A 21,099-nucleotide genomic window follows, 5' to 3' on the forward strand; every position below is an offset into this window, starting at 1 on the left:
GAAACTTTTTAACCGGGGAGGGCGGCAGTCCTCTTTCTCCCGGTTCCGGGACTGTGAATCCCCGGAAAACCGGGGCATTCCCCCTGTTGTTCATGACAGTGGGATGCCGGGCGCCCTCTTCTTTCTTCCGGTCCTTGAAAAAAGAGGGGCCGGACTCATGGCGAGCCGGCCCCGGAAATGGACGGTCCGTAACGGAAAGCCTCTATTTGGCCGCCGCTACTGCCGTTTTGGGAGCGTTCTCCTTGTACACGTGCAATTCCGCCAGGCGGACCTTGCCGCCCTTCTGTGAAAATTTGACGCGCAGCCTGTTCGTGGTGACCGGGTCGAACGTCCTCATGCACTTGATGAAGCCGTTGCCGGGGGCCTGGAGCATGCGCAGGACTTCCGGCTCGTCGGCGTACATCGCCTTCTGGGCGTCGCTTACTCCGGCGGTGGCCGGACCTACGGAACCCCAGTGGACGGGAATCCATTTGCCGCTCTTGTAGGCTTCAATGACGATGCGGGAATTCCCCTTGTCCAGCTTGAGGTCCACCGCCCGCAGGGAGGCGGGCGACTTCAGGGTGAGTTCCAGCACCAGGGGATTGTCTTCCCCGTTCGGCATATCCAGTTTTTCCACGGTGGTGACGTCGCGGTCCAGAAGTTTGGCCGTGTCCACGCTGCCGCCGGAGGAAGCCTTCAGCTTGTAATCCGCGACTTCCTCGGAGCCGTTGCTCAGCAGCTTGAGTTCGCGCACGCGGCATTCCAGGCCGTGCCAGTCCGTGGAAACGCGGAACAGGCAGCGGGAACCCTGGGTCAGGCAGGAATCGTTCGGGGAAACCCACGTCTTCTTATTCTTCTTGTCCGTTTCGTCGTACACCTCGATCTGGTTGCCCTGCGAGGCCGCGGAAATATAGGTGCCGTCCGGCAGGTGGAAGGAACAGCCCCAGTTCCCGTGGTCCCGGATCAGGATGCCCGGCACCCACAGATGGTTGCAGTTGGTGACGGGGCGCGCCTTTTCGCCGCTGCCCACTTCAAAGCCGCCGACGGCGATGGGGCGGTCGTACTCCACGTCCAGATCGTTCACGCGCCATTTGATCTTGGCCGTCATTTTGGGCACGCCCGGCTGGGTGGGGCCGCTGAGGTCCTTGTTGTAATTGTAAACGTTCCATTGGCCGCCGAATTTGGTGCTGGGCGTCCAGGAGACGGTTTCCATCGGGGAAAAGGTGGTGGTGTCGCTGAACTGCACGGTGCCGGCAAAGTCGTACTTGTAGGCTTCGTTAGCCTTGCTCTCCAGTTCCTTGTTGCGTTGCAGGCCCAGGGCACGGCCCCCCAGAGGCTGCTGGATGTCCAGGTTCAGGGAATATTCTCCGGGCTGGAGCTTGTCGTCCTTGCGCTTGGGTTCAAAGAAAATGCGCACGTCCATGCCCAGGAGCATTTCCGCACAGGTGGCCTTGGTGAGCTGGTCCACGCCGGGAAGGGCCATGATGGCCTTGGAAATGGGAAGGGCCCGTGAATTGACCAGGTCCATGAGCTTGAAGCGGCAGCCCTGTTCCACGGGGATCTTCTTCATGTCCCGGATGGCGGACTTGAGGGAGGTGGGGGCCTTGGAACCCAGCGCCGCGCTGACCATGCTCCAGTTGCGGATGTAGGTATTCAGGAAGCGGGATTCCGTATCATTGATGGGGGGAACCTTGCGGAAGGTCTTGGCCTGGAACTCGGGCTTCCCGGTGATGGCCAGGTTCTGCCGTTCCGCGCACAGCGCCGTGATCCACACGCCGGTGCGGATGTAAGTGCCTATCACGGGGTCCGCCGTCATCAGCTCCAGCCTGTTGGGATTCTGCATCATGCCTCCGTCAAACGGGCGCAGCAGGGTGAGCTTCCAGCGGAAAGCCTCCATGTTCTTGTAATAAACTTCCGGATTGACGCGCCAGTAGGAGGGGAGGGCCCACATGATGGAGAGCGTTTCGGAGGAGTGGCCCTGGTCGCAGCCGCCGATGGGGCCTTCACTGTACATGATGCGGCTGTTTTTGGTGTACAATTCCGGCCCTCCGCAGATGAGGGAGGCGATGAAATAGGGACCGTGGCGGCCCGAATAAGTGCCGCCGCAATTGCGGTTGGGTTCAAAGGAAAAGGATTCCGTCATGCGTCCGTAGGGCCCCATGCCCGTGGGGCAGAGTTCCTGGGCGCGGTCCATCATCTTGTCCAGCACGCCGTCTTCCACCCGCGCCGGGGTCTTGCTGGCCAGCGCCAGGAACAGGCACATGTGGGAGCCGCCGATGCTGACCCCCGTGCCCGCATAGCCGGGATGGATGCCGTGCCCGGTGACGAAGTCCCCGTAAAGCACTTCGTTCTTCATGCGCTGCACGCCGTTGCGGATGGCGGGCAGCACCGAATTGTCCCGGTAGCGCAGCCAGTACTCGCACAGGAAGATGCCCGCAGAAGCCTGGGGAACCGCCCACCAGCACTGGGAGCCGGAAAAAGCGATGTAATAAGCGGCCTTCTTGATGACCGGATCATACTTGGGATTGCCGGTAGCCATCAGGGCCAGTCCGGCCCAGGCGGTATCGTAATGGTTGCCGCAGTAGCCGCCGGGGCGTTCCCAGGAGCCGTCCTCGCGCTGCTGGGCGGCGAGCCATTCGCTCATCATGTGGACCACGGCCTTGCTCTTGGCGCAATTTTTCGGGAATCCGGGCGCATAGGACCCCAGCTGGGGAATCTTGAACGTGACGTTCTTCACGTACTTCTTGACGGCGTCCGGCAGGGTGGAGGCCCCTCCCGTGTACACGGTGACCCCTACGCTTGCGGCCCCTCCGGGGGTGCCGGTCCCTTTCAGCTTCCAGTTGCCTTTGGGGATGTCGAAAACGATGGAGGAGACGGCGTGCGCCAGCCAGACCTTGCGTTCGGGGTCGTACTTGGCGGCGCCGTAGCCCACGCTGTACTGCAAGGGCCTGAGCTTTGTCAACGGAATGGGGCCTCCGGCCCCTTCCAGCCTCAGGTCCGACCATTCGAAACCGTCGCTGCCGATGCCGTTGCCGCCGTCGTCAACGTGCAGCCGGATCTGCTGGCCGCCCTGGACGGAGATGGAAAGATTGACGGGCTTCTTCGCCTTTTCCTCCCTGAACACTTCTTTCCAGAGGGGCTGGAGGCCCTGGATTTTTTCCACGTTCTCCGCCGGAATCAGGTTCAGGGTGATCTTTCCGGCGCCTTCCGCCTTGTCCACCAGCAGGCCCGCATGCATGTCCAGGCCGCGGGAATCCTGGAACTGGTAGGGCCCGTACGGAACATCCAGGCTCAGGGAAGTCTTGAAGGGATGGCCGTCGATGCCGAGGATCACATCCCCCTTGTTCACATATTTTTCAGCGGGGGAGCCTTCGATCACCTGGGTGACCACGTACACGTTCGCCACGGGGTCGCCGTTGGGGTCCAGCAGGGACTTGGGGAACATGCCCCTGAAATTGGGATTGGGCCAGGACGTGTCCAGCCCGCGGGCGCGAAACCCGAGGGGGCCGAAGGTGGTGATCCAGCCTTCGGCTATCTCTTCCTTGTTGCCGAACCAGCTTGTATAAAGCTGGGAATACTGCTTCTTCCACTGGTTCAGGGGAAGCGCCTTGGCGTACTTCTTGATGTACGCGTTGACGTCTCCCATGTTGGTGGTTTGCCGGTGCGCCGTTGCGCGGGGCCTGCCTGCGGAGGCGGTTGCGGCGGCAGGTGCATTGCGGGAAGGAGTGGCCGCTCCGGCGGGAGCGGAAGACGGTTTTTCCTTTTCCACCGGAGCCGCTTCCTTGGCATCGGCGGCATCATCCGTTTCTGCAGGAGCGGTTTCAGGCTCTTCCGCCGCTGGTTCGGAAACGGTTTCCTCGTCCCCTGCCGTTTCGGGAGCGTCCGCCTTGTCTTCGGCAGGCTGGTCGGCTGCGGGGGATGGTTCCTGCGGAGGCTGTTCTTCCGCGGCTGCGGTTTCCTGTTCAAAGGGGGCTGCCATTTCCGGGGCAGGCTGTGCGTCCTTGTTCCCGGCTTCCGGCTTGGGGGCCTTCCTCTTTTCCTGAGGCTTGGCCGGTTCCTGGGCAGGAGCGGCTTCCTCACTGCGGCTGTGGGTAGAATAATGGTACGCTCCATAGCCTCCCCCCAGCAGAACCAGAAGCAGAATCCATATTCCCAGGGAGCTCTTCTTCCGGCGCGGCTGGGGAATGGCGGCCGGGGAAATGGGTGCTCCCGCACCAGGCGTGGCCAGGGCCCGCTGGTCGCGCTGGAGGGAAACGGGCTGGGCCTGGGGCTCCTCCGTCCCGGCCGCCGGATGGACGCCGGGCATGGCGTAAACCAGATACAGCGTGCCTTGGGCCGGAATCTCCGCCAGGGCGCCGGTGCGGAACTGGGCTTCAAAATCGTTTTTGAGCGGAATCACCTCCTGCTCGATGTCGGTGCTTTCCGGATAGCGCAGCTTGCCGCTTTCCGGATCGCGCACGGCCAGGCCCTGCGGGCAGAACTCCCGGACCAGGTACTGGACATGGCTGGGATCCGCCGCAAAATAAACGTGGCAGAGGGGATCCGTCTGCTTCAGAGACTGGATAAGATAGCCGTTGATATTGAATCCCGAGGGAAGGGGAGGGGTTGTTTCCATGAACGAAGACGGTTGATATTCCGTAAACCCTTTACCATATTTCCGCGTCCCTTTCAATTTAAAAGAAACGCCGTCCGGACATGGGCCTTGTGACGCGATTAAAAGATTATTTGCTTGAATGCACGCTGATTATGTGGTGCAAGCAAGGCTCGATTTTCCGTTCCCCTACGACCATGAGTTCCGATATCAGACTAGACGCCTTGCAGTACCACTCCCAGCCCCGTCCCGGAAAAATGGAGACGCTGCCCTGCAAGCCCTGCTTTTCGCAACGGGATTTGACGCTCGCCTATTCCCCGGGCGTTGCTGAACCCTGCCTCCGCATTAAGGAAGACCCCTCCCAGAGCGCCCTGTACACCGGCCGTTCCAACCTGGTGGGCGTGATCACCAACGGCACGGCCGTGCTCGGCCTGGGCAACATAGGCCCGGACGCCGCCAAGCCGGTGATGGAAGGCAAGGGGCTTTTATTCAAAGTGTTCGCGGATATCGACGTTTTCGATATCGAGCTGAACATCAAGGAGCCTGAAAAACTGATCGAAGTCATCAAGACCATGGAGCCCACCTTCGGCGCGATCAACCTGGAAGACATCAAGGCGCCGGAATGCTTCATGGTGGAGGAACGCCTCCGCGAAGAAATGGACATCCCCGTATTCCATGACGACCAGCACGGCACGGCCGTGATCTCCGGCGCGGCCCTGCTCAACGCCGCGGAATTGACGGGGCGCAAGCTGGAAGACCTGAAAGTCGTCGTCGTAGGGGCCGGAGCCGCGGGCATTTCCTGCGCCAAATTCTACATGACCCTGGGCGTGCGCCGCGAGCATATCTACATGTTCGACTCCAAGGGGCTGATCCATACGGGCCGCATCGACCTGCACGCCACGAAGGCGCAATTCTCCCAGTCGGAAGACTGCACGCTGGAAGAAGCCCTGACCGGGGCGGACGTCTTCCTGGGCCTCTCCACCAAGGGGCTGCTGACCCAGGACATGGTAAAGCTGATGGCCCCCTCTCCCATCATCTTCGCCTGTGCGAATCCGGACCCGGAAATCACCTACCAGGACGCCAAAAAGGCGCGGCCGGACTGCATCATGGGCTCCGGCCGTTCCGACTGGCCCAACCAGGTGAACAACGTCTCCTGCTTCCCCTTCATTTTCCGCGCCGCGCTGGACGTGCGCGCCTCCGTCATCAACGAGCAGATGAAAATCGCCGCCGCGCGCGCCCTTGCGGACCTGGCGAAAGAACCCGTTCCCCACGAAGTGGTGGACATGTACGGCGGCGAACCCCTCAGCTTCGGCATCGACTACGTCATTCCCAAGCCCATTGATCCCCGCATCATCGAATGGGAATGCCCGGCCGTGGCCCAGGCGGCCATGATCTCCGGCGTGGCGCAGGCACCCATCCGCGACATGGAAGCGTACCGAATGGAATTGAGCAAGCGCATTGCCGCCGTTCGGGAACGCGCCTCCGGCGTCGTGCGCAGTTATCTGTAAGGCCGGAATGACGCCCCCGCGGGCTCGTGACGGCAAACATATCCCCAACCGGGAGGAACCAGGTGTTCCTTCCGGTTTTTTGGGCAGGTTTCCGTTCGCTGTTCCTTCATTCCCTCATTCCAGTCCGGCAGGGGAAGGGAAAAATTTTTGAGGTGTGCGCAGGAGGCCGGACTTTTAAAAAGCTTGAACGGGAGCTGATCATGATGTATGCGGCATCAAGATGAACCCCTATGGAATTGTTCGGCATGGAATGATCCTTGCCGCGTGTGCGACGGCGGCATGCGGGGAGGCCCCTGTCATCCCGGAAGCGATACCCGCGGAACATTTGCCCATGAAAAAGATGCTGGAGGGACCGGCTCCGGTGGGAAAAAACCTTCCTTCTTCCCGGGAGGCCTGTGACCGTTACCTCGCATCTGGCCTTTTGTCCCGGGACCCGTGCATTCTGAAAACGGCGAGGGACGGCCTGGATATGGTGCCTGACGCCGCGTGGAAGGTGGAAGAGGGATGGAGATGGAAGGCCCTGAAAGTCTATCTGGACGGTTCCGTAGCGTGGGTTTCCTTTGACGGCACGGGAACGCCGGAAGATGGGGAACTGGGATTCGGCCGGGTAAAGGTGAATCACGGTTTCATGACGGTTTATATCCAGGAATATGAGAACTGGAAGACGGGAAAAACCAAGGTTCTTTCTGAAATGTCCTACTTGTTTGACCCCCGCGGAGAATTGATGAGGGAAATGAGGCACCTCTCTTTCCCCAATGGGAGAGACTTTGTTGACTGGTCGCTTTCCCATCATCCGGACGGACCGTTCAGGTTCAGGAATGACAACCGGGTTCTGGCGGGCAGTCCGAATTATATCCTGCATTCCTGGAAAGTGGAGAATGACCGGCTGCTCTGGTGGAAAAATGAGGAAATTCCCGCCCCTGAAAAGGAGAACGAAACAAGGCGGACCCTGGACTGGCATGGAGACGTGGCTGACCCTGTTCTGGAAAATGCCGCCGTGTATGCAGCCACCATGTATTTCCCGGGAGGGGAAAGTTCCCATCCTTCCCGCAAAATCATGGAAGACATGGAAAAAAAGGAAGTCAGGTGCCTTTATTACGACGCCTCCGGGCATGGAACGGCCCTACTGGTGTACCGGAACGGGAATCTGGACAAAAAACAGTCCTGGTTCTTACAGCCGCGCATGGATGCCCGGGCCGTGGCGGAAAAGGAAAAAAAAGCGGGAAGTGACGAAGAAAGGCGCCTGATAAAGTATCTCTACCGTTTCGCTCCGTATGCGGAAGGGGCGCAGGGGGCGGCAAAACCGGGAACGGCCGTCCCCGCTTCAGCGGAAGCCGGCGGCGGTCCGGTTCATGAACCCTGGGCCAGGGCGTTCCGCACCTGTTCCGTCTGTGCCGGGTCCGGAACAAGCTCCGCAAGGATGGCGGCGCCTTTTTCAAGCGCTTCAAGCTGGTCGAATTCATCCGCCGTGCGGATGCACACGTAGCGCATGCCCCACTGTTCCGCAATGGCCTTGAAGGAACGGGCATGCGGCTGGATGAGCAATCTTTCCAGGGCTTCCGGATGCTTGTCCCCTCTGGGAAGGATGCGGAAAATGCCGCCGCCGCCGTTGTTGACGATGCCCAGGACGCGCGTTCCGGAATCCAGTTGCGGGAGCATGGCCAGGGCATTGGAATCATACAGGGCGGTCAGGTCCCCCAGCAGGGCCCAGGCGCGGGCGCACCGGGCGGAAGCGCCCAGAAACGTGGAAATCTGGCCGTCAATGCCGTTGGCGCCGCGGTTGGCGCGCACGTTTTCCGTGGGCACCGCCGTCTGGGCGAAGCTGTTCCAGTAGCGCACGGGCATGGAATTGCCCAGGTAAATGCAGTCGCCGTCCGCGGCAAAGCAGGAAAAGGCGCGCACCATGGCCTGTTCGCTGTCCGGGCAGGTGATGAGCAGCTCCTCCAATTGGGCCTTGCGGCGCTTGTTCATGGCGCGCAGGCCGTTGACGTCGCCGACGGAATCCACATCCCCCAGGGCGCGCAGGACGGCGTCCAGATCCCCCGTCACCACGGAGGAAGGCCGCGCCAGTCCGGAAAAGCCGGTGCGGGTGATGGAAAACACCTCCGTGGTGGGAATATCCTCCAGGTCCCGCCAGAAGCGGGACACGGGAACGTCCCCGACTCTCAGCAGGACGGCGGGCGGATTCTGTTTCAGCAGCCGGTCCGCATCCGTCAGGGCCAGATGGTCCAATTCCTCCCGGAGCCCGGAAGTGGCGTCCGCCACGACGGGAGCTTTCAATTCATTGGCCAGCCACAGGGCGGGGGCCTGTTCCGTGGGGTCCAGGCCGCCGATCATCAGGACGAGGCCGCGGCGGGCCTTGAAGCGCAGAGCCTGGGCCAGGCCGGACAGGGAGCCTCGGAACTCGTTCTCTTCCGGCGGTTCCGCCGGGTAAAGGTCGCAATGGCCCGGATTCCACGCGGGGTCCGGGTCCGGCAGGCACACGTTGATATGGAGGGGGGACGCGTAATCCCAATCTTCCAGGATATCTTCCGGCAGGTCGTCCGGCGTTTGAAGATCAATCGTGGGAGCGTAAATGCCGAACATGTCCGCCTGCTCGATAGCCTGCGGGGCGGCGGAACCGCGGTAGTCCGCCGGACGGTCCGCCGTGAGCAGGAGCAGGGGCCTGCGCTGGTAGTACGCTTCCACCACGGCGGGGAGCAATTCCGCCGCCGCCGTGCCGGACGTGGTCACCACGGCTGCGGGCAGCCCCATGTCCTGAATGCGCCCCAGCGCGAAAAACGCGGCCGAACGTTCGTCAAAATGGGTCCATTTCACCAAATCCTCCGCGGCGGCCAGCACCTGCAGCAGCGCCATGTTGCGCGCGCCGGGGCAGACCACCCATTCACAAATGCCGCCCAGGCAGCACTGGGCCAGCAGGGACTTGACGAAGGACGTGGAGGCGTTCACGGGACCTAGCCTTGTTTGTTGGCCGCCTTGGCCGCTTTTTCCGCCAGCTTGGCCTTCTCCTCTTCGGAAAGGATGCGCGGGAAAACGGGAGCGGGATCGTTGATGCGGTGGCCTGCGGGAAGAACCCCCCAGGAGAGCACGGACGGCGTCAGCCCCTGGAACAGGGAATCCGCGTTCAGTTGCTCCAGAATGCGGGAAGAAGCGCCGGGAAGCACGCAGCCGATGAGGTAGCCCGTCTGGGCGCAGCATTCCAGCAGGTGGCGGAGCACGCAGCCCAGCCGCGGCGCGCTGGCCTCGTCCTTGGCAAGCTGCCACGGCTGCTGCTGTTCAATGTAGGCGTTGCAGGCGGAAACCTGGGCGTTCAGGGCCGCCAGCGCGTCGGAGACCATGTTCTCGTCCATGAATCTGGAAAACTGGACTACCGCCTGGTCCATGGTTGCGCGCAGGGCCTTGGAAGCGTCGTCGTCGTATTCGCCGGGGGCGGGCAGCACGGACTCGCAGTAACGGCGGGTCATGTTGATGGAGCGGTTGCACAGGTTGCCCAGGTCGTTGGCCAGTTCCGTATTGTACAGCATGACCAGGCGGTCCGCGTCAAAATTAGCGTCCTTTCCGGTGGTGATGTCGCGCACCAGGTAATAGCGCACGGGTTCCGGGCCGAATTCCTCCACCAGCAGGTTGGGGTCCACCACATTGCCGATGGATTTGGACATCTTCTCCCCGTTGATATTCCACCAGCCGTGCACGAGCAGGGTGGGCATCTCCTCGTCGGAAAAGCCCATGGCGTGCAGCATGGCGGGCCAGTACACGCCGTGGGCGGGCACCAGGATATCCTTGCCGATCACCTCGCAGTCGGCGGGCCAGAGTTTGGAAAATTCCGGCAGTCCGCTTCCCGGTTCCGCCAGATAGCCGGCGAAGGAAACGTAATTGATCAGGGCGTCAAACCAGACGTAGGTGACGAAATCCGGGTCAAAAGGCAATTCGATGCCCCAGGAAAGGCGTTCCTTGGGGCGGGAAATGCAGAGGTCCGCGTCGAAGGAGCGTTCGATCGCGTTGAGCACCTCCGCCTTGCGGAAGGCGGGAAGGACAAAGGAACCGCTCTTTTCCACAAACTGCTTCATCCATTCCGCCTGGTCGGCCAGGCGGAAATACCAGTTCTCTTCCTCCAATTCCACCACTTCCCCCCATTCCGGGCCGAAATTGCCGTTTTCATCCCGTTCCTTGTCCGTAAGGAACTGCTCCTGCCGGACGGAATAAAAGCCCCTGTAGGATTTTTTGTAAAGCTGTCCCTTGTCCTTCAGGCTGGTGAGAATCTTCTGCACGCACGCCTTGTGGCGCGGGTCCGTGGTGGCGGCCCAGCCGTCGTAGCTGATGCCCAGCCGTTCCCAGAGCGCCAGGAACCTGGCCGTGATATTGTCCACATGCTCCTGCGGCGTAATGCCCAGTTTCTCCGCCGTCTGCTGTACTTTCTGGCCGTGCTGGTCCACCCCGGTCAGGAAATAAACTTCCTCCCCCTTCATCCGGTGCCAGCGCGCGAGAACGTCCGCAAGGACTTTTTCATAAGCGTGCCCGATGTGGGGCGGTCCGTTGGTGTAATCAATGGCCGTGGTGATATAGTACATGCGGCAAAAGATACCCCTTTCCGTCCATTTTGCAAGCAAAGTAACGTTTTACCGGAGCGGTGTTCGTGCATCTCCGGAAGAGGAAAGCGCGGGAAAGGCGCCGGAACGGGGACGGGAATTTTCCGGCGGTGTCCGGAAAAGAGAGGCTCCGCCCCGCCTTCCGCCCGGAATTGGACCGGGAAAGGCCCGGAAGCCCTGATTCCCCGGCAAAAAGCCGGACGGCTGCGGGTCGGTTTCATGGCTCCCTCTTGATGGAGGCCCTGCCGTCCGGAAACTGGGATGAGGAAATTCACGGCACTCCCGGCTGGTAAGGAAATGCCGTTCACATGACGCCGACCGGATTCGCGGATCAGAAACCGCGCGACAGGTACGCTTCCTCCAGCTGGTTGAGGGCCCGGGCCAGCACGGAACGGGGGCAGCCCGCATTCAGGCGCATGAAACCCTCCCCTTCCTTGCCGAAGATGGCGCCGTTGTTCAGGGCCAGACGGGCGCCGTTCACGAAGAAATCCTCCAGTTCTTGCCGGGACAGGTTCAATTCCCGGCAGTCCAGGAACACCAGATAGGAGGCGTCCGGAAGAAGGGCCTTGATCCTGGGCATGCGGCGGCGCAATTCCGCGGCAAGGTAGAGGATGTTTTCCTGGATGTAGTCCAGCGCCTGGCGCAGCCATTCCTCTCCTTCCGGCTCCGTATAGGCGCTGATGAGCCCCGCATACGCAAAAACGTGGCCTTCCGCCATTTCCCGTCCGTTCACGAAATTCTGGTACTTCTCCAACAGGGCCGGATTCTGGCAGATCAGGTAGGAACTGGCCAGGCCCGGCACATTGAACGCCTTGCTGGCCGCCATGTACGTGACGGAATTGTCGCGGGCTTTCTCCGAGACGGTGGCAAAAACGGTGTGCCTGCGGCCGGGCAGGGTGAGGTCTGCATGAATTTCATCGGAAATGACCAGGGTTCCGTTTTCCGCGCAAATCTCCGCCACCTGCTCCAATTCCTCCGGACTCCAGACCCGGCCTCCCGGATTGTGGGGATTGCACAGGATGAACATGCCGCATCCGCGCACGGCCTCCCGCATATGCTCGAAATCCATCCGGTAGCGCCCGTTTTCCAGCACCAGCGGATTGTTCACGATTTCCCGCCCGTTTTCGCGGATAATCATCGCAAAGGGATGGTACACCGGAGGCTGGATCATGATCCTGTCCCCCGGACGGGTGAAGCACTGAATGGCGCTGGAAATGCCCGGAACAATGCCGGGGGCGAACCCGATCTGGTCTGTTTCCACCTGCCAGCCGTGGCGGCGGCCCACCCAGCCCCGGATGGCCTCGAAAAAGGCGGGGGGCTTCACCGTGTAGCCCAGCAATTCGTGTTCACAGCGGCGGCGCAGGGCCTCCATGATGAACGGAGGCGTTTTGAAATCCATGTCCGCCACCCACAGGGGCAGCAGGTCATCCCGGCCCCAGCGCGGCAGCAGGGCTTCGTATTTCAGTGCGCCGGTGCCGCGGCGGTCGATGATTTCGTCAAAATCGTACTGCATGGGAATAGCGCTCAAGGCTCTCAGGCAACAGGAGTCACGCCTTTTTTCAGAATAATGTTGCCGTATTTGGCGGTTTCCCCGGTGATGACCACGGCATACGCTTTTTTGGCGCGTTCGTAAAACGCGTAGCGTTCCATTTGTTCGATCTCGCCGTCGTAGCCCAGCGCCTTGCGGTATCTGGCTTCTACGGCGGGGTCCAGGGAATCGCCGGGAACCGGGGCCATCATGATCACCGGGGTGGCGTAGGCGTCCAGTTCAAAAAGGGGAATGACGGCGCCCAGCAGGGCGTCCGCGTTCAGGCCGTCCGCCCTGAGAACGGTGTGATTGAAGGTGTGGCCGGGGAAATGGGCGTCTGAAAAGACGATTTCATCTCCGTGGCCCATTTCCGCAAGAATTTTCAGCAGGGACGGGCTGATCAGGGGGGAAATATTTTTTAACATGCGCGGCAGTATAGCAAACCCGCAGAGGGGGAAGCCATCATAAAAATCAGCCAGCCGGGGACTGCCGCCAGCCGTTGAACATCAGACCCTGACCGCCTTGAAAACATCCGCGCACAGCTTTTCCATTTCCGGCATTTGCCGTTCCATGCTTTTTACCAGCGCGAGCTGGGTGCGCGCCCGGTGCAGGTTGTGCCGGTCTTTTTCCGTCTTGAAATAAACGTCTCCTTCCAGATAGTCCGTCAGGAAGCGGATGCCGGTTTCCAGCGTGATCAGTTTGCCGGAAAAGGGAAGCAGGGAAACTTCCAGGGGAGTGATGAAATCTTTGGCGGTTTCCAGATAGCCTTTCACGACCGCCTCGAACATGGGCATGCGCATGAAGGTCTTTTCAAGGTCTTCCTCATCCTCCGCCGCGGGGGAGGTCATCGTGCGCACCATGTCTCCGAAGTCGTAAAGAACGCTGCCGGGCATCACCGTATCCAGGTCAATGACGCATACGGCCCGGTCCGTTTCCGCATCCAGCATGACATTGTTGATTTTCGTGTCGTTGTGCACGATTCTGACGGGAAGTTCCCCCTTTTCCTGGAGATTCAGAAGAAGGTCCACTTCCCGTTCACGTTTCCTGATGAATTCCAGCTCCTTCCGGCAGGAGGCCAGACGGCCGGAGGAATCCTTCCGCGCCGCTTCCATCAGGCGGTCGAACCGCTTGCGGGTGTGGTGGAAAAAGGGAATGGTTTCATGGATGTCCTCCGGATTCATGTCGCACAGAAGCTGCTGGAAGGCCCCGAAGGCTTTGGCGGCTTCATAGGCCTGGCGCGGGTGTTCCGCCACATCGCACGTGTAGGTATTTTCGATGCAATTGTAGCAGCGCCAGTATCCCGATCCGTGGAGTTTCAGGTATTTGCGTCCTCCGCGGGCGGAATACAGGTTCAGCGTCTGGCGGAAGGGAGTTTTCAGCACCCGGAGCATTTTCCACCGGATGTGGTTGGTCACCTTTTCCACATTATGCATCACATCCCTGGGGCATGGGAACACGGCGTCATTCACCCTCTGGAAAATGTAGCGGTCCGTGGTGCCGTCCTCCCGGCGGTAGGTTGCCCGGAACGTCAGGTTGATGTGGCCGCTGTTAATCGTGTCGCAATGGATAAATTCCCCGGCAATGGCGAATGCGTCACCGAGTGCGGCAACCTGTTCCTGCACGGAATGGGTATGAAAGACGGCGGACAGGGGCATGGAAAAGGGGGAGATGGCGGGCTCCGGCGTTTCTTATGGGCCGCCGGAGCCTGCTGGAAATGACCTAAGGATGAGTCTTTAGAAGGAATAGGCTACGCCCACCCCTGCAACGAAAGTGAAATTGCGGTACACCTTGGAAGGCGTTCTCCATGGGAACCGTTCGGAGGCGCCGCGATGATTGGCAGCCATGCCGCCGTTGCCCAGCCAGACTGTGCCGGCAAAGGGGGTGACGATGAGACGCTCCATGGCCCTAAAAGGAACGGCCACGGTCAGGGAAATGCCCTGCGTTCCGTTGGCATTGAGTGAATTGCGGTCAAAATACCCTGCGGTGGCGTTCCAGGTTCCGGACACAACCAGGGAGGTGGAGCGGTTGAAGTCGTATTTATAACCCAGCGTATTGGTGAACCACCAGCCGGACATCCAGCGGAACGTGTACTGCACGCGGCAGTCCCAGAAGAAATTTTCCAGCCCCTTGCCGCAGTCATGGTGGATATCCAGCACGAAGCTGTGTTCTTCTGCGCGGCCGTGGTCGAAGGCCGGGAAGCCGGAGGCATTGCCCTTGTGGATGTTGAGCGTGCCGGGAAGACCGCCGTGTACAAACTGGTAGCTCAGGGCGGCTGTCGTATCTTTGCTGATTTTGCGGCTGATCCCCAAAAGGGCGGAACCTTCGTCGCAAATGCCTGTGCTGTCATGGTCCAGATTGTTTTGGGTAAGCCACTGGTATTTCAGTCCGGCCAGAATGGAATATTTGCTGTTCAGGTCATAGGCGCCGATGGCTTCCACAGGAACGACATGGTCACTGCCGGACTGCTGGAAAGCCAGCCCGCGGCTGACATACTTGGTGGCATACCCCGTTCCCACGATGGCGGAGAACGGACGGGAGGATTTGTCAGCGGAATTCAGAGATCCGAGCGGGGGATTAATGTCCGCAGACGCTATTCCGGAGAGAGAACCCATGAGGGCACATGCCGCTGTAATAATATTCTTGTATTGCATGGTTGGTGATTTGTGGAGGCGATTATATTAATGTTCTTCAATAAAGAAAGTCTTTAAGAGAAAAATATGTTTATATTTAAAATGAATGCTTGTTTAAACGAAGGCCGGCATGAGAAACGTTCCTGTTTTAACGGAAAATATTCAATGAACCCTCTCCAGACTTAAAATGATAAAATTATAAATTATTGATTTTTAATGTGTTGTTGTTATGTTCAGGGTTGCCTGTCTTAACGGTGGACAAGACGGTGGTACACCTTGGCCAGCAGCCTTTTTCCTTTTCTTTTCATGAGCTGCCACCTCGTGGGGGGCTTTCTGGTTAATTTTTTCTCTGTGGAGCGGTTGTAGTGTTCCAGAGCTTCAGGACGTTTTTTGGAAAGCGCGTCCAGAAGCCATTGCCCGGATTGTTCCATATGGGCCTGAAGGATCTGGTTTACGGCTTCGTAATTCATCTCCAGGCTTGTCCCGTCCGGAATCCTGTCCGCATGTTCAGGCAGCATGCGGTCCCTTAAATGGAGAAGCTCCAGAAGGGAGATGAAGCGGCCGGAACCCCGCAGGGGATTGTCGATGCAGATAAACGGCCTGTTGAAAATCAATGCAAAGCAGACGCCGTGATAGGAATCTGTAATGAAATACTTGCAGTGGGAGATGTTGCCGAGCCAGTCGTTCAGCGTTGCCTCCTCCATCGTGCCGGGCAGATTGAGAAGTTCCCGGTTGTTGATCTCCTTCTTTTGAATGTCCACCATGTTCAGCAGCGGGGCTTCCAGCCTGGAAGATATGTCCAGAAGCAGTTTCCGCTTGGACTCCGTAGGGTCCAGGATGTAGGAGACGACGGAATTTCCGGCGCCTTCCGCCGGCCGCGCCAGTTTAAGCCACTGCTCCCGGCTGTGCAGAAATACGGGGTCCATGACCCAGGTGCTGTCGCAGCCGAAATGCTTCCGCAGGTGGTCAACCATGCCCTGTTCCCGGACGGATATGGCGTCGAACCGTTTCAGTAGCCTGGAGATTTTCCGGAGGTAGCGCTCCGAAGGTTTGTCGTGCCGGGCCATGGACGGCCCGTAGGCGATTTTTCTCTTTTCCCCTTTCGCGAAATCGAGGAAAAACAGGGACCCCAGGAATCCCGGATTCCAAACCTGGTCCGATCCCACCATGAACGTGTCGAAATGGTCGTTCATGTAATACGCATGGTCCAGGTTGTGCATGGGAATGATGGAGAGCTTTTCCTGTGTCAGAAATTTTCTGAAAACCGTGCAGGCGTCCTTTTGCCGGTCGGTATAGGAAAAATCAAGCAGGGACACTTTCTTTCCCATCCGTTCCAGCGTGCGGTAGAGGGCATAGGAGGTCAGGACGGCTCCGTAATTGCAGGTCATCCACATCCCCAGCAGTCCGATGTTTGTGCATTCGGCCCCGCAATGAGCCGGAGCGGAGCGGGGGAGGGTGGAGGGGGAGGAAGAAGCGTTTTTCGGGAGAGGGTCAGCGTGCATGTTTCAGGAAATGGATCAATTTTTTCAGGGGAGCGGAAAAAAGTTCCCGTTCGGACTCGTTCAGATAGGCGCACCAGAGAACGGCCGTGAACGCGACGGCATAACAGCAGGAGTATGCAATCAGGGAAGTCCAGCTGTCCAGTTTTATCAGGAAGGAGCCGGTGATGCCAGCCAGGAGGAGCAGGGGAACCGAATACAGCAGGGGGATGTAAACCTGCGCAAAGAACCGTTTGATGGAAAGCCCCGCCTTGCGCGAATAATAGCGGTTGATTAAAAAAATCTGGCCGAAGAACAGGGAAATGGCCGTTCCGGCAAACATCCCGATGGCCCCGTAGCGCAGGGAAATCAGATACCCCAGGATAACGCACACGACGGAAGAGTAAAACAGGATGACGGCCCTTCCCTTGTGAATATTGAGCGCCTGCAGGATGGCGATGCCCGTATTCTGCGTCAGGGGGATCAGGAGGACGACCAGAACCAGGGCGGCTCCGGCCCAGACGGTGGAAATTTCCGTCCCTAGAGTCTTGCCTACCCACAAGTGCAGAAAATCATGCCCGCAGCAGAGGAAGACGGCCAGAATGAGGCATAACAGGGCTGCCTGGATGCGCCCGATGCGGATCATCAGGTCCGTCAGTTGTTCCTTCGTGCTTTCCTGGGCCACCATATGCATGATTTTTGGATAAATGACTCCGGAAATGGCCGTTGACGCCGTCATGAAGTACTGGGAGAAAGAGATGCCCAGGGAAAAAACGGTCACGGCCGCCGCTCCGGAAGTCCGCGCGATGATGGGAGTGCCTGCGCGCCAATAGAACAGGTCCATGATCTGGTTGAGCAGTATCCAGAAGGAAAATTGAAACATTTCCCGGTACAGGGGCCAGTCCGGCCTGCTGAAGACAAGGCGTACCCCCAGGCAGCGGAAGGCGTAATAAAGCCCCCACAGCATGGTCCCTATCCCGGTGGATACGCCGAGTATGGTCAGGGCGATGGCCTTGAATCCCCAGCAGAGCAGGAGAACTGTCAGCCCCGCATTCAGCAGGGAAATGGACAGTTCCACAACGCCCGGCGTGACGAATTTCATGTAGGCGCTTGCGATGCCGGTCACAGGCCTCAGGGGAAAGGACAGAATGAGATTGCCCAGAGTGAGCAAATACAGTATTTCCAGCGTTTTGTGCTCTTCCCCCGTAAGGTTGGGGAAGAAATCGCCGAGGTAGAAATAGCAGACGATGCCGCATATGGCCGTGAATATGCCCAGGCAGGAAAACAGGACCATGGACTGCCCGAGGAAATGGGCCATTTGGGACGTTTCATTCCTTGCGTGGTACATGGCCACGTATTTGTTGACGGTCGCCTTGAGGCCGAAATCCGTCAGGGACAGCCAGACGATGACGGAATTGCTCAGCATGAAAATGCCGTATTCATCCTGTCCCAGGCTGGACAGGATGAAGGGAGTCAGGAAAAACTGCGTCGCAAGTCTGGTGGCGATCGATATGTAGTTGAGGAGGGCTCCTGCTTTTAATTCATTCATGGTGCGGTAAAAATCCAGAATCGGGAAGCATCAGCGGCGTTTTTGGCGCAGGAATGTTCTCAAAGGGTTCTTAATGTAAAATTCCAAGAGGCTTTTCATGCTGGGCCGGAAAGATGACTTGAGCAGAAGGCGCGGCAGGGGAAAGTGTGACCGGCGCAGGAGCCTCCGCAATTGCCGGCCGGGCATGCCTTCCAGCAGTTCCTTCATGTAGGCGCGGTGCATAAGCACAACTTGAAGGAGGCCTGCGTGAAAATCGCGGCTCCGGCGTCCTTTCAGTTTTCCGGGGGTGGAGCCTGCCACGCTGTCAAGGACATCCAGGGATTCCAGCAATTCCTGAAAAGAAAGCCTTTCCCACACGGGCCGCGTTTTGCCCGTAACCCCGGCGCCCGACCTGTAATGATAGAGGGGGCGGGCGAGGAAGGCGATGTTATGGCAGCAGGACAGATATTCCATGATGAATTTCATGTCTTCCCCTATCTTGAGGCCTGGCTGGAAGGCCAGTTGGAATTGTTCAATGATGCTTCTCCTGAATATCTTGTCCCAGACGCAGAACGTAATATTTCCGGTAACGCGGCTGTCAAGTCCGTGTATGCTGACGCTGTCCGGCCCGGCGGAAAATTTGTCCGGCATGCGCCGTCCCGTTTCCCCCGTGGCGGTGTGGTGATAAAAACAGCCGCAGACTCCCAGTTCTGCATGAGTGGACTCCATCATCCGGAGCAGGCGTTCCGTCATGTCCGGTTCCGCCCAGTCATCCGGATCCAGCATTTGAATATAGGTTCCGCGGGCCAGCTTCAATCCCGTATTCCTGGCGTTGGAGACGCCTCCGTTTTTCTGGTGGACGACCTTAAATCTGGCGTCCCGGGCTGCGTATCTGTCCAGCATGGCCGGGCTTTCGTCGGAAGAGCCGTCGTCAATGCAGACGGCTTCCCAGTCTAGGAATGTCTGGGACAGCAGGGAATCCAGGCAGGTCTCCAGATACGGCGCAACGTTATGGACGGGAATGATGATGCTGACGGTTGGGATTGACATGGCCTTATTCATGAATGGAGGCTGGGGCTCGGCGCGCCAAACGGCGGGCGGCCGCCTTTGCACGGACCAGGAATGCCCTGACCGGCTGCACGGCATAGTGGCGCAGGAGGACGGATGATGTGTGAACGGGGGAGGATTTCAGGAGCAGGGGCCACCAGGGAAGGCGGGACCGGGAAAGAATGGTGCGGCGCTCCTTTCGCGGCATGCAGTTGATGATGGAGCGCATGTATTTGCGGTGGCGCAGACTCCAGTAAAGCAGGGCGGACATTCCCTGCCGCCTTGCAGCGGCGGAAAAACTGAGAGGAAGGGAGGCGCACAGGGGGGTCAGTGCATCCAGGGATTGCAGCAGGCCCTGAGGAGTCATTCTTTTCCAGATCGTCTGATGGGAGCCGGTGATGCCCGCTCCGTACCGGTAATGGTAAAAGGGCCTGTTGATGAAAAGGATGGTCCGGCTGTATCCCAGATATTCCAGAATGAATTTCAGGTCTTCACCTATACCGACCCCTTCCTGGAAGCGCATGCCCTGTTCCCGGATGATGGAACTGCGGAACAGTTTGTCGCATGCGTAGGAGGTGATGCGGGTCATGGAGCGGAAGCCGAGAGGCTCCTTCCTTTTTTCCGGTCCGGACGGGGAAAACCACGGCAGGCATGTGCGCGGCTCGGGGCGGTGGAATTCATGAAAGTAGTGGCCGAAAATGACCAGGTCTCCTCCATTTTCCCGGACGGAGCCGTATAACTGTTCCAGAGCGTCCGCTTCCAGCCAGTCGTCCGAATCCACCAGAAGAAGGTAAGGCGCGCGGATATGTTCCAGTCCCCGGTTCCTGGCGTTGGAGACGCCTCCGTTTTGTTGGTGGACGACCTTGAATCTGGGGTCCATGGCCGCGTATTTGTCCAGCAGTGCCGGACTTTCGTCGGAAGAGCCGTCGTCAATGCAGATGGCCTCCCAGTCCTGGAAGGTCTGGGACAGGAGGGAATCCAGGCATTCCCCAAGATAGGGGGCTGCATTGTAGACGGGAATGATGATGCTGATGCAGGGGCATTCCGGCGGCTGGGACTGGAACATGGTATTGAGATTGAACGGCAGGGAATGGAGGAATGAATAATGGGGGCTTCTCCCCTTGTCACGGCTGAATGTTCAATGCCGGGAGACAGGGATGGGAACATGGAGTCGTGGGGACCGGACTTGTCATATGCCTACGATGTACTTGCTTTTCGGAAGGAAAGTCAACAGTTTGATGGAAATGTAGCAGCAAAGATAGGTAATGACGGCCATCAGCGGGATGGCTGCATAAGGCGGAAGCGCCAGGGAGGATATTAGCGGCTGGGTAATGAAATGGATAATGAGGATGTGGGAAAGATAAATGCCGAAGGAATGTTTGGACAGTTCCGTAAACACGGGCTGAACGCGGGTGATGAACCTGGAAGCGTACTGGATGATGGTGAATATGGTGTAAACGTACACAATGGAGATGAAGCAGAGGTTGTCGTAAATGAAACCGGCCGGAAGAATGTGCAAGAAAGACCTGAGTACGAAGAGAAGGGCGCTGAATAAAAGGACGGCTGCACAGCATGTCAAAAACCTGCTTTTGCTGACGGACGTCTGGTAGCGCTTCAGATAGGTACCCAATACCATGTAGCCCAAAAAACCGCCGAAGCTGTTGAGAACAAAATAGTGGCTGCCCTGGGAGTTGTAGAATCCGGGCGAAATGAGGTTGAGCAGGGGAAGAAAGGAAATGAACGTCCAAATACCCAGATAGAACCTCATGGACGCTCTGTCGTCATCAAGGATCCATTTGGAGATGATGGGGGCGAACAGGTAGAGACCGCAAATGACGTACATGAACCAGAATACGTCCAGTACCGGCGTAAATGGCAGCGCGAGCAGGGATTCGACGGCGGTTCTGTCTTTCGGACCGAGTCCGGCTGCGAGATAAATCAGTGACCAGATGAGAAGGGGAAACAGAACCTTGGAAAATCTTTTTTTGAAGAATTCCTTGTCGGGTATCCTGACGGGCAGAAGAATAGCACCCGATATGGTCATGAAAAGTTCGGAAGAAGGTGAGGACATCAATCCGAACAGGGAAGGCCATATTCCTGCCTGGGTCAGGCCCTCTGGGGACATGCCCGCCGCATATTCCGGATGGGAGTGGCCGAGGATGACGAGGAAGCTGGCGCAAAACCTGATGTTGTCCAGATAAAAAACGCGTTTCGTACTCATGAG

Annotated in this window: 13 protein-coding genes; 1 reads left to right on the forward strand and 12 read right to left on the reverse strand. The window is 58.7% G+C overall.

What is annotated here, in order from left to right; all coding sequences use genetic code 11:
• Positions 1 to 202: 202 nt before the first annotated feature.
• Complete coding sequence (locus HMPREF3039_RS00985; RefSeq protein ID WP_067573600.1) at positions 203 to 4,594, reverse strand: DUF6288 domain-containing protein; 4,392 nt, start codon at positions 4,592 to 4,594, stop codon at positions 203 to 205.
• Between the two features lie 173 nt (positions 4,595 to 4,767).
• On the opposite strand from HMPREF3039_RS00985, the gene HMPREF3039_RS00990 reads away from it, so the two are divergent.
• Positions 4,768 to 6,078, forward strand: a complete 1,311-nt coding sequence (locus HMPREF3039_RS00990) for a malic enzyme-like NAD(P)-binding protein (RefSeq protein ID WP_067573598.1) — start codon at positions 4,768 to 4,770, stop codon at positions 6,076 to 6,078.
• A gap of 1,350 nt (positions 6,079 to 7,428) precedes the next feature.
• On the opposite strand, the gene menD is transcribed toward HMPREF3039_RS00990, so the two are convergent.
• From menD to HMPREF3039_RS01055, 11 genes are all read right to left on the reverse strand, one after another.
• Positions 7,429 to 9,027 carry a 2-succinyl-5-enolpyruvyl-6-hydroxy-3-cyclohexene-1-carboxylic-acid synthase gene (menD, locus tag HMPREF3039_RS01000; RefSeq protein ID WP_067573596.1) on the reverse strand — a complete coding sequence of 533 codons (1,599 nt, stop codon included), beginning with the start codon at positions 9,025 to 9,027 and terminating at the stop codon, positions 7,429 to 7,431.
• 5 nt (positions 9,028 to 9,032) lie between these two features.
• A complete protein-coding gene (gene metG / locus HMPREF3039_RS01005; RefSeq protein ID WP_067573594.1) occupies positions 9,033 to 10,646 on the reverse strand; it encodes a methionine--tRNA ligase in 1,614 nt (537 codons plus the stop codon).
• Positions 10,647 to 10,995: 349 nt separating this feature from the next.
• Positions 10,996 to 12,177, reverse strand: coding sequence for a MalY/PatB family protein (locus tag HMPREF3039_RS01015; RefSeq protein ID WP_067573590.1), 1,182 nt, complete (start codon positions 12,175 to 12,177; stop codon positions 10,996 to 10,998).
• Positions 12,178 to 12,197: 20 nt separating this feature from the next.
• Entirely contained in the window at positions 12,198 to 12,617 is a 420-nt protein-coding gene (gene fucU / locus HMPREF3039_RS01020) for an L-fucose mutarotase (RefSeq protein WP_067573588.1), read from the reverse strand.
• Between the two features lie 81 nt (positions 12,618 to 12,698).
• Complete coding sequence (locus HMPREF3039_RS01025; RefSeq protein ID WP_067573586.1) at positions 12,699 to 13,847, reverse strand: phosphotransferase enzyme family protein; 1,149 nt, start codon at positions 13,845 to 13,847, stop codon at positions 12,699 to 12,701.
• Between the two features lie 78 nt (positions 13,848 to 13,925).
• A complete protein-coding gene (locus HMPREF3039_RS01030; protein ID WP_067573584.1) occupies positions 13,926 to 14,804 on the reverse strand; it encodes a hypothetical protein in 879 nt (292 codons plus the stop codon).
• 266 nt (positions 14,805 to 15,070) lie between these two features.
• A complete protein-coding gene (locus tag HMPREF3039_RS01035) occupies positions 15,071 to 16,324 on the reverse strand; it encodes a polysaccharide pyruvyl transferase family protein (protein ID WP_067573582.1) in 1,254 nt (417 codons plus the stop codon).
• On the reverse strand, positions 16,314 to 17,849 hold the full coding sequence (locus HMPREF3039_RS01040) for a lipopolysaccharide biosynthesis protein (RefSeq protein WP_067573579.1): 1,536 nt from the start codon (positions 17,847 to 17,849) through the stop codon (positions 16,314 to 16,316). The genes HMPREF3039_RS01035 and HMPREF3039_RS01040 overlap by 11 nt, the downstream gene beginning before the upstream one ends.
• 30 nt (positions 17,850 to 17,879) lie before the next feature.
• Complete coding sequence (locus HMPREF3039_RS01045) at positions 17,880 to 18,878, reverse strand: glycosyltransferase family 2 protein (protein ID WP_067573577.1); 999 nt, start codon at positions 18,876 to 18,878, stop codon at positions 17,880 to 17,882.
• Between the two features lie 4 nt (positions 18,879 to 18,882).
• Complete coding sequence (locus HMPREF3039_RS01050; protein ID WP_067573575.1) at positions 18,883 to 19,941, reverse strand: glycosyltransferase family 2 protein; 1,059 nt, start codon at positions 19,939 to 19,941, stop codon at positions 18,883 to 18,885.
• A 123-nt stretch (positions 19,942 to 20,064) separates the two neighbouring features.
• Positions 20,065 to 21,096 carry an acyltransferase gene (locus HMPREF3039_RS01055; RefSeq protein WP_067573573.1) on the reverse strand — a complete coding sequence of 344 codons (1,032 nt, stop codon included), beginning with the start codon at positions 21,094 to 21,096 and terminating at the stop codon, positions 20,065 to 20,067.
• Positions 21,097 to 21,099: the final 3 nt, after the last annotated feature.

Source organism: Akkermansia sp. KLE1798 (assembly GCF_001580195.1).
Classification (GTDB): domain Bacteria; phylum Verrucomicrobiota; class Verrucomicrobiia; order Verrucomicrobiales; family Akkermansiaceae; genus Akkermansia; species Akkermansia biwaensis.

Bases quoted from the DNA above. Each gene is read 5' to 3' on its own strand.
- HMPREF3039_RS00985 (WP_067573600.1), bottom strand. From the start codon at position 4,594: ATGGAAACAACCCCTCCCCTTCCCTCGGGATTCAATATCAACGGCTAT.
- HMPREF3039_RS00990 (WP_067573598.1), top strand. From the start codon at position 4,768: ATGAGTTCCGATATCAGACTAGACGCCTTGCAGTACCACTCCCAGCCC.
- metG (WP_067573594.1), bottom strand. From the start codon at position 10,646: ATGTACTATATCACCACGGCCATTGATTACACCAACGGACCGCCCCAC.
- HMPREF3039_RS01015 (WP_067573590.1), bottom strand. From the start codon at position 12,177: ATGCAGTACGATTTTGACGAAATCATCGACCGCCGCGGCACCGGCGCA.
- fucU (WP_067573588.1), bottom strand. From the start codon at position 12,617: ATGTTAAAAAATATTTCCCCCCTGATCAGCCCGTCCCTGCTGAAAATT.
- HMPREF3039_RS01025 (WP_067573586.1), bottom strand. From the start codon at position 13,847: ATGCCCCTGTCCGCCGTCTTTCATACCCATTCCGTGCAGGAACAGGTT.
- HMPREF3039_RS01030 (WP_067573584.1), bottom strand. From the start codon at position 14,804: ATGGGTTCTCTCTCCGGAATAGCGTCTGCGGACATTAATCCCCCGCTC.
- HMPREF3039_RS01035 (WP_067573582.1), bottom strand. From the start codon at position 16,324: ATGCACGCTGACCCTCTCCCGAAAAACGCTTCTTCCTCCCCCTCCACC.
- HMPREF3039_RS01040 (WP_067573579.1), bottom strand. From the start codon at position 17,849: ATGAATGAATTAAAAGCAGGAGCCCTCCTCAACTACATATCGATCGCC.
- HMPREF3039_RS01045 (WP_067573577.1), bottom strand. From the start codon at position 18,878: ATGTCAATCCCAACCGTCAGCATCATCATTCCCGTCCATAACGTTGCG.
- HMPREF3039_RS01050 (WP_067573575.1), bottom strand. From the start codon at position 19,941: ATGTTCCAGTCCCAGCCGCCGGAATGCCCCTGCATCAGCATCATCATT.
- HMPREF3039_RS01055 (WP_067573573.1), bottom strand. From the start codon at position 21,096: ATGAGTACGAAACGCGTTTTTTATCTGGACAACATCAGGTTTTGCGCC.